At 66.6% G+C, this 7428-nt stretch carries 9 protein-coding genes; 4 read left to right on the forward strand and 5 right to left on the reverse strand.

Annotated features, from left to right (window positions below):
* The first annotated feature begins 52 nt into the window (after positions 1-52).
* The gene (locus Amac_RS05885; RefSeq protein ID WP_155353275.1) at positions 53-1855 is read left to right on the forward strand and encodes an alkyl/aryl-sulfatase; all 1803 of its coding nucleotides are present in this window, start codon (positions 53-55) and stop codon (positions 1853-1855) included.
* Positions 1856-1883: 28 nt separating this feature from the next.
* Here the strand turns inward: Amac_RS05885 and Amac_RS05890 are convergent, their stop codons facing one another.
* Positions 1884-2207: a rhodanese-like domain-containing protein gene (locus Amac_RS05890; RefSeq protein WP_155353276.1), complete on the reverse strand. Its 324-nt coding sequence runs from the start codon at positions 2205-2207 to the stop codon at positions 1884-1886.
* Positions 2208-2316: 109 nt separating this feature from the next.
* Positions 2317-2784 carry a MarR family winged helix-turn-helix transcriptional regulator gene (locus Amac_RS05895; RefSeq protein WP_218040890.1) on the reverse strand — a complete coding sequence of 156 codons (468 nt, stop codon included), beginning with the start codon at positions 2782-2784 and terminating at the stop codon, positions 2317-2319.
* A gap of 55 nt (positions 2785-2839) precedes the next feature.
* On the opposite strand from Amac_RS05895, the gene Amac_RS05900 reads away from it, so the two are divergent.
* A complete protein-coding gene (locus tag Amac_RS05900; protein WP_155353277.1) occupies positions 2840-3214 on the forward strand; it encodes a cupin domain-containing protein in 375 nt (124 codons plus the stop codon).
* 264 nt (positions 3215-3478) lie between these two features.
* On the opposite strand, the gene Amac_RS05905 is transcribed toward Amac_RS05900, so the two are convergent.
* On the reverse strand, positions 3479-4357 hold the full coding sequence (locus tag Amac_RS05905) for an Fpg/Nei family DNA glycosylase (protein ID WP_155353278.1): 879 nt from the start codon (positions 4355-4357) through the stop codon (positions 3479-3481).
* Between the two features lie 67 nt (positions 4358-4424).
* Between Amac_RS05905 and Amac_RS05910 the strand changes: the two genes are divergently transcribed.
* A complete protein-coding gene (locus tag Amac_RS05910; protein ID WP_155353279.1) occupies positions 4425-5027 on the forward strand; it encodes a TenA family protein in 603 nt (200 codons plus the stop codon).
* Here Amac_RS05910 and Amac_RS05915 read toward each other — a convergent pair whose 3' ends face one another.
* Positions 5028-5570: a DM13 domain-containing protein gene (locus tag Amac_RS05915; RefSeq protein WP_246268094.1), complete on the reverse strand. Its 543-nt coding sequence runs from the start codon at positions 5568-5570 to the stop codon at positions 5028-5030. It lies immediately after the preceding gene.
* 103 nt (positions 5571-5673) lie between these two features.
* On the opposite strand from Amac_RS05915, the gene Amac_RS05920 reads away from it, so the two are divergent.
* A complete protein-coding gene (locus Amac_RS05920; RefSeq protein ID WP_155353280.1) occupies positions 5674-6324 on the forward strand; it encodes a GOLPH3/VPS74 family protein in 651 nt (216 codons plus the stop codon).
* 6 nt (positions 6325-6330) lie between these two features.
* Here Amac_RS05920 and Amac_RS05925 read toward each other — a convergent pair.
* Positions 6331-7428: LCP family protein (locus tag Amac_RS05925; protein WP_307729699.1), on the reverse strand; the 1098-nt coding region annotated here is incomplete at its 5' end.

Below are 7428 nucleotides of genomic sequence, written 5' to 3' on the forward strand. Positions count from 1 at the left end.
CTTTGGGGTGTTTTCGCCCTGGACAGACTGCATGTGGGGGAGGTCGCCAAGTATGGCTGACCTTCCTTTTCATGACCGGACAGACTTCGACAACGCCGAGCGGGGATTCGTCGCGCGGCTGAGCCCGGCGGTGATCAAGGCCGCCGACGGCCGCGTTGTCTGGGACAACGACTCGTACGACTTCGTCAACGCCGAGTGTCCCAAGGGCGCTCATCCGAGCCTGTGGCGCCAGGCCCAGCTGTGTGCCAAGCAGGGCCTGTTCGAGGTGGCCGACGGCATCTACCAGGTACGCGGCCTGGACCTGTCGAACATGACGATCGTGGAAGGCGACACCGGCGTCATCGTCATCGACCCGCTGATCTCCACCGAGTGCGCGGCCGCCGCGCTGCGGCTCTACCGCGACAACCGCGGCGATCGCCCGGTCACCGGAGTCATCTACACCCACTCCCACGGCGACCACTTCGGTGGCGTACGCGGCATCACCGACGGTGCGGGCATCCCCATCATCGCCCCGGCCGGGTTCATGGAACACGCGGTCTCCGAGAACGTCTACGCCGGCATCGCCATGAGCCGACGAACGGTCTACATGTACGGCCCTGCGCTGCCCCGCTCGCCCGAAGGACAGATCGGATGCGGTCTGGGAATGACCACGTCGACCGGCACCTTCTCCCTCATCGCGCCCACCGTCGACATCACCCGCACCGGGCAGGAGGAAACGGTCGACGGAGTACGCATCATCTTCCAGCTCACCCCCGGCACCGAGGCGCCGGCGGAAATGAATTTCCTGTTCCCCGACCGGCGCGCGCTGTGTATGGCCGAGAACGCCACTCACAACCAGCACAACATCCTCACCTTGCGCGGCGCGCTGGTGCGCGACGCCCGCGTCTGGGCCCGCTACTTGACCGAGGCGATCGTGCTGTTCGCCGACGAGGCCGACGTCGCTTTCGCCTCGCACCACTGGCCCACCTGGGGGAAGGACAACATCGTCCGCTTCCTGGCAGAGCAGCGGGATATGTACGCCTACCTGCACGACCAGACCCTGCGCCTGATGAACCGCGGCCTGACTGGCATCGAGATCGCCGAGGTCATGCAGATGCCGCCCGCTCTGGAACAGGCCTGGCACACCCGCGGCTACTACGGGTCGGTCAGCCACAACGTCAAGGCCATCTACCAGCGCTACCTGGGCTGGTACGACGGCAACCCGGCCCACCTGTGGGAACATCCGCCGGTCGAACAGGCCAGACGGTATGTGGAGTGCCTGGGCGGCACCGCCGCGGTCGTCGGGCTGGCCCGCCGCTACGTGGGCGAGGGGGATCTGCGCTTCGCCGCCACGCTGCTCAATCACGCTGTCTTCGCCGACGAGCACGACACGGAGGCCCGCAAGCTGCTCGCCGAGGTGTACACAGCTCTTGGCCGCGGCGCGGAGAACGGCACCTGGCGCAACGTCTACCTGATGGGCGCTCTGGAACTGAACGGCGACATCGTGCCCGCCGAGATCGACGTCACCTCACCCGACATGATCGCCGCTCTGACCGTGGAGCAGATCTTCGATTCGCTGGCCATCCGCGTCAACGGGCCCCAGGCGTGGAACGAGCGCTTCGCCATCGACTGGCACCTTATCGATTCTGGCGAGCGCTACCGCACCACCATGTCGAACGGAGCGCTCATCCAGCAGCCGAACCCACCCGCCGCCACCGTGGACCTCACCGTACGGCTCACCAAACCGCAACTGCTCGGCCTGCTCGCGGGCAAGGGCGCCGACATGCTGGATCACGATGGGGACGTGGGCGTCCTGCGACGCCTCGCCGCCGTCCTGGACGACCCGGCACCTGACTTCGCCATCATCACGCCCTGAGAACCGCGCGGTACGCGATCCCCGGCTGCTAGGCCACGTAGGGTGGGTGGCCGGTTTCGCTGATCATGGGTTTGCCGGCGGCGGCCCAGGATTGCATGCCGCCCTCGATGTTGACGGCTTCCCAGCCGACGTGGTTGAGCCAGACGGTGGCCTGGGCTGAGCGGCCGCCGACGCGGCAGATCACGTAGACCGGCTGGCCTTGGGGGACCTCGCCGACGCGGTTCTGCAGCTCCATCAGCGGGATGTGCTGGGCGTCGGGGACATGACCGGCCCGCCACTCGTCGAGTTCGCGCACGTCGAGCAGGTGCGCGTTCTCGGGGACGGCCTGCGCGGCGATCTCTTGGAGCGTCATGCGCCCATACTAGGGCCGAGTCAACGAGAAACCAGTCGCAAAGAAGGCCACACAGGCGGTGGCTGCCCAAATGACGAATTTTCGTCGAATCCGCTGGTCAAGGTGGTGATCACCAGACTGGGCGGAGGGCGGCTCTGCCCCCGGAGGCGTCTACGTATGCGCGCATGTCGGCGTGGATCTGGTCGAGGCGGTCGGGGCCGATCACGGCGGCCCAGCGGTCTTCGGCCTGGCCCCAGAGTTCGTCGGCGTGGCGGACGTAGGCGAGTCCTTTGGCGGTGAGAGCGAGGACGCGGGCGCGGCCGTCGGTGGGGTGGGGGCGGCGTTCGAGGTAGTCCCAGGTCTCCAGTTCGGCGGCGATCTTGGAGGCGGCCTGCTTGGTGATGCCCAGGTGGTCGGCGAGGGCGACGGTGGTGACGTCGTCGCGGGCGAGCAGGAGGCGGAAGGTGTAGCCGTGAGCGGGGCGCAGGGGTTCGCGGCCTTCGGCTGCCAGGCGGTCGTGGATCTCGTCGTTCATGGCGCGATAGATCATCGCCAGCAGGAGCGGGATCTCACCACGGCGTCTTGACGAACTAGTCAACGCGGTTTACCTTCTTCAATGTAGTCAATCAGATTGACCATTATAGGAGGATGGCATGACCACAGCGAGCCGGGCCGACGCGCCGGTGTTCGAGCAGCCGGGGACCACGATCCACTCGCTCGCGGTGCCGTCGCGGGGGTCGAAGGAGCTCGCGGTCTGGTCGCTGGAGTTCGCGCCCGGGGCGCGCTCGCCGGAGCATTCGGTCGATCGGGAAGAGGTGTTCGTGGTCCAGGCTGGGCGGCTGGTAGCCACCATCAACGGCGTGGCGCACGAAGCCGAACCGGGCGACGCTCTGATCATTCCGGTGAACACCCTGTTCTGGCTGGCCAACGGTTCCGACACCGAGGCCGTGCTGGCGACCGTGTGCACATCCGCAGGCATTCAGGGCACGCTCGGGGACACAGTGATCTCACCCCCGTGGGCGCAATAGGCCCATCACGGGCAACGTGGGCGCCGAGAGCACCAACACAGGTCGCCGGGTTGCTCGCCGTTATCCGGCGCCGTTACGCGGGTGATGGTTCTCGCCGTACCGGCACCAAGAGGGGCAATGCAGCTCTGTTATGCCCTAAGGGCCCGCAGAGCAATAACTCATAGATCCTCAAGCCACTGACCTCGGCGAACCCATGGTGAGCACGCAAGTTGATTCTCTGCGGGCCCTAAAGCGCGGTCAGAGGAGCCATTCTGATCAGCGGCGCTATTTGAGGAGTTTGGACAAGCGGCGGTCGGCTAGGGGCTTGCCGCCGGTCTGGCAGGTTGGGCAGTACTGCAGGGATGAGTCCGCGAACGACACTTCCCTAATCGTGTCCCCGCAGACCTCGCATTTCTCGCCGGTACGGCCATGCACCCGCAGCCCCGACTTCTTCTCCGCCTTGAGATCTTTGGCGGCCAGGCCATGCGCCCGCTCGACGGCGTCCCTGAGGGTGGTCACGATGGCCTCGTGCAGGTCGGCCACCTGGGCGTCGGTGAGGGTCGCCGAGATCTTGAACGGGGACATCTTGGCGACGTGCAACACCTCGTCCGAGTAGGCGTTGCCGATGCCCGCGATCACTTTCTGGTCCCGGAGCAGGCCCTTGATCTGGGTACGGCTCGCGCGCAGGATCTCCCCCAGCGCCTCGGGGGTGAAATCCGCCGCCAGTGGGTCAGGACCCAAGCTGGCAACCCCCGGCACCTCATCCGGATTTTTCACGACATAGACGGCTAGGCGTTTCTGGGTTCCGGCCTCGGTGAGGTCGAAACCGGGGGCCATGCCGGAATCGTCGGGCGCGAGTCGTACCCGGACGGCGAGGGGGCCTTTGCCGGGGCGTACCGGTTTGGCGGCTGAAAGGTCGTCGCGCCAGCGGAGCCAGCCTGCGCGGGCCAGGTGGGTGACGAAGTGCAGGCCGTCGCAGTCCAGGTCGAGGAACTTGCCGTGCCGGGACACCGAGGTCACGGTCAGGCCGCCCAGCGCGCTCGCCGGGGGGTTGAACGTTTTCAGGGCGTGGAAGGCGACGACCTCGACGGCCGCGATCGTACGGCCGACGGCGCGCTCGCGGAGAAACTCGGCGAGTGACTCCACCTCGGGTAGTTCCGGCATAGGACCACAGTACCGATCCTTTATCCACAGGCTGGGGATAACTTGGCCGGGTGGCAGGATAAGGATCATGGGGATTTCTGGTGAACTGCATCGGATCGGGCGTCCACTGCTGGAGGCGCAGCTGATCCATCCCACCGTGGCCGGAATCGGGCGTGGCGATCTGCCGGATGACGTGTTCCGGAGGTGGCTGGAGCAGGACTATCTGTTCCTGCTCGACTACGTACGCGTGTTCTCGCGGCTGGCCTGGCAGGCGCCCGACGGGCATCTTGGCGATCTTGTGGATCTGGCGCATTCCACCTTTCACGATGAGTTGCGCTTGCATCGGTCGTTGTCCGCTGAGTTCGGGGCCGATCTGGAGGGGGCGGAGAAAGGGGCCGCTTGCACGGCGTACACCGCGTTTCTGCTTGATGCGGCGGCGGACTACGCGAGCGGGCTCGCGGCGCTGTATCCGTGCATGTGGGGGTATTCGATGCTGGGACGCCGCCTGGCGGCGAACCCGCCGGATGAGCCGAGGTATCGGGCGTGGGTGGAGACCTACGCCGATCCGGGGTTCGCGGCGCTGGCCGAGCGGATCGCGGTCATGATCGACGAGGCGGGGCCGGACCCCGGGCGGGCGGCCGATCTTTTCACCCGGGGTATGGCGCATGAGCTGGCCTTCTGGGACGTCTGATCAGGCCGTCAGGCCGGCCGCGCCGAAGGAGACGGCGAAGCGGCGGCACCAGATCGTGACGCTGGTCAGCGTGTCCAGGTCGGCGGAGGCCGGGATGGCGTAGTTGGCGTTGCCCTGGTTGCCCTTCAGTTCGCCCAGTTCCAGCCATTCGCCGTCGTCGAAGACCCGCCATTCGCCCTCTTTGACCGGCTGGTCGCTGAGCCAGACGCGCAGGTCGGGGCCGTCGGAGGTGTTCAGGTTCTCGATCCGGAGCACGCGCTTGCCATCGGGGAGCTGGAGCACCTTCGCGGTTCCTGATGTTTCGTGCTCATGGGTGATAAAGCTGCCCATGGACAGGACGCGTGGGGATGCCGGGGAAGCCGTCGGGGTCATCGCGTCGTCCGTCATCGCCTCCCCTGTCATGGTTTCTCCGATGGACACCGGTGGCGGTTCGTTCACCACCACCGTGGTGAACAGGCGCCAGGGCTGGAACAGGTACAGCGCGACTGCGATGCCGGCGGCGACCACGATCCACGTGGCCGGATGGCGGAGCACGATCTTCACGATGGTCCCTCTCCGTTGCTCGTTCCTGACAGAAGAGCACGTGAAAGCCATGACAGAAGCCGGGTTGCGCCTTACGACACTCTTACGGCATAGGGTCGGCACCATGAGCGCTATCGCCGAAGACGTTCTGTTATTGGCCTACCGCGAGGACAAGGGCACGCCGCTGATCAGCGCGGGCGAGCTCGATCTCGCGCTCGCCGGCGCGCTGCTGGCCGAACTGGCGATCGCCGACCGGATCGCGGTGCAGGACAAGACACTTGTTGTGGTCAATCCGGCTCCGGTGGGCGATGCGGAGCTGGACGCCGTGCTCGCCCGGATCGTCACCGAGAACCAGAAGAAACCCCGCAAACCTTCCTGGTTCGTGAGCAAGCTCAGCTCCGACAAGCTGCGCAAACGACTGCTGGCCGGGCTGGCGGAACGCGGCATCCTGTCCGAACAGCAGCGCAAGCTGCTCGGGATCTTCCCCACCAAGAGATACCCCGAACTCGACGGGAGCGTCGAACGCGACCTCCGCCAGCGCGTGCAGAGCGTGCTCGCCGGGGCCGATCCGGACGAGCGGATCGGCGTGCTGATCGCGCTCATGCACGCCTGCAAACTGGCCCGCAAAGCCTTCCCCGAAGCCGACAAGGAACGGATCAAGGAAGTCGCCGCGGGCGCCTGGGCAGCGGACGCGGTCCGCGCCACCATCGAGGCCGTCAACGCCGCCGTGATGGCCGCGGTGATCGCGGCCGCGGTGGCGGGGGGAGCGGGCTGACCCCCGCTACTTCGTGATCACTTCCTTCGGGACCGGCTTGTCCTTCTCGAGCGCCTCGAAGAGCTTGTTGGCCTTGGCGTTGTCCCACTTGACGACGGCTTGGCCGTTGATGGTGGGCAGCGAGCCGATCGGGACCGCGGTGGTCACCGGGTTGCCCTTCATGGCCAGACCCAGCGAAAGCAGGTCGAAGATCCCCGTACCCGGAGAGACCGCGACGGACTCGGCGGCGCTGAGGGCCAGCGGGACGGAGGAGAAGGGGTTGATGAGGGTGCCAGGGCTGGCCGCCTTCTTCACGACGGCGGAGAAGAACTGGCGCTGCCGCTCGGTCCGGTCGAAGTCCGGAATCGCACCGGTCTTGCGGGTACGGACATAGCCGAGGGCGGTGCCGCCGTCCATGACCTGGCAGCCCTTCTTCAGGTCGATTCCGGCTTTCTCATCCTCAATGGCTTCCTTGACGCAGATCTCCACGCCGCCGATCGCGTCGACAATGCCGACGAAGCCGCCGAAACCGATCTCCATGTAGTGGTCGACGCGGATGCCGGTGACCTCTTCGACGGTTCTGGTGAGGAGTTTGGGGCCGCCGAAGGCGTACGCGGCGTTGAGCTTGTCGCTGCCGTGGCCGTTGATCGGGAGGTAGCTGTCGCGCGGCAGGCTGACCAGGGTCGGGCGGCCGTCGCCGGCGGGGACGTGCAGGAGCATCATCGTGTCGGTGCGCTTGCCGACGGCCTTGCCCGTGGCGAGCTTCTTGCGCTCGGCGGCCGAGAGCCCGGCGCGGCTGTCGGAGCCGACCAGGAGCCAGTCCGCGCCCGGGGTTTCGGCCGGGCGGCCGTCGTAGTCGGTGAAGGCATCGACGCTGTTCATCTTTGAGCTGATCCAGAAATATCCGGCTACTCCGGCGATGAGTAGCAACACCAGGAAGATGGCCAGGCCAATCAGGATCTTCCGGCCGATCCGGCGGGGTTTGCGCGGGGCTTTGGGCTGGCCCGCATCGTACGAGGGAGTGGCGAAGGGCTTGACCGGGCTGCTGCCCGAGCGTTCCTTGCCGTACACCTTGGAGCGGCCGCGTGGGGTGGTCGGCGCCGATCTGACCTCATTGTCCATTGG

This window comes from Acrocarpospora macrocephala (assembly GCF_009687865.1).
Lineage (GTDB): Bacteria > Actinomycetota > Actinomycetes > Streptosporangiales > Streptosporangiaceae > Acrocarpospora > Acrocarpospora macrocephala.

What these genes read in the sequence shown, in the direction of transcription:
- Amac_RS05885 (WP_155353275.1), top strand. Translation starts at nt 53, where the DNA reads ATGGCTGACCTTCCTTTTCATGACCGGACAGACTTCGACAACGCCGAG.
- Amac_RS05890 (WP_155353276.1), bottom strand. Translation starts at nt 2,207, where the DNA reads ATGACGCTCCAAGAGATCGCCGCGCAGGCCGTCCCCGAGAACGCGCAC.
- Amac_RS05900 (WP_155353277.1), top strand. Translation starts at nt 2,840, where the DNA reads ATGACCACAGCGAGCCGGGCCGACGCGCCGGTGTTCGAGCAGCCGGGG.
- Amac_RS05905 (WP_155353278.1), bottom strand. Translation starts at nt 4,357, where the DNA reads ATGCCGGAACTACCCGAGGTGGAGTCACTCGCCGAGTTTCTCCGCGAG.
- Amac_RS05910 (WP_155353279.1), top strand. Translation starts at nt 4,425, where the DNA reads ATGGGGATTTCTGGTGAACTGCATCGGATCGGGCGTCCACTGCTGGAG.
- Amac_RS05920 (WP_155353280.1), top strand. Translation starts at nt 5,674, where the DNA reads ATGAGCGCTATCGCCGAAGACGTTCTGTTATTGGCCTACCGCGAGGAC.